The following is a 607-nucleotide window of genomic DNA, read 5'->3' as shown; positions in this document are numbered from 1 at the left end:
CCACCAGCACCACGTGGTTTGCCGCAAATCGAAGTTACCTTTGATATCAACGCCGACGGTATCATGAATATCTCAGCGACTGATAAAGGTACTGGTAAAGCACAAAGTATTCAGATCAAAGCGGATTCTGGTTTGTCTGATGAAGAAGTCGAACAAATGGTACAAGACGCAGAAGCAAATGCTGCTGAAGACGAGAAGTTTGCCAACTTGGCACAAGTACGTAATGAAGCTGATGGTCGTATCCATGCGGTTCAAAAAGCATTGAAAGAAGCAGAAGATAAAGTCACTGACGAAGAAAAATCATCAGTAGAAGCGGCTATCTCTGAGCTTGAAACGGCGACCAAAGAAGATGATCATGATGACATCAAAGCCAAGCTTGAAGCGTTAGACAATGCTTTCTTGCCAATCAGCCAAAAGATCTACGGTGAGGCTGGCGCAGGTGCAGAAGGTATGGACCCAGGTCAGTTCCAGCAAGAAACTGAATCAGCGGATGCAAGCCAAGCCAATGATGATGTAGTCGATGCTGAGTTTACTGAAGTAGACGAAGACAAAAAATAATACCAAACCCAAAAACGCGATTAGCCGTCAAACTCGCTTAGTCTACTCA

At 44.6% G+C, this 607-nt stretch carries 1 protein-coding gene; it reads left to right on the top strand.

The annotated features are described in order from the left end of the window. The coding region (locus ACS8FD_RS22350; RefSeq protein WP_439277477.1) for an Hsp70 family protein at positions 1–558 on the top strand (558 nt) is incomplete at its 5' end. Between the last annotated feature and the right edge of the window lie 49 nt (positions 559–607).

The sequence above is a fragment of the Psychrobacter sp. 1U2 genome (assembly GCF_051847575.1).
This window is presented reverse-complemented; position numbering and strand designations above follow the sequence as displayed.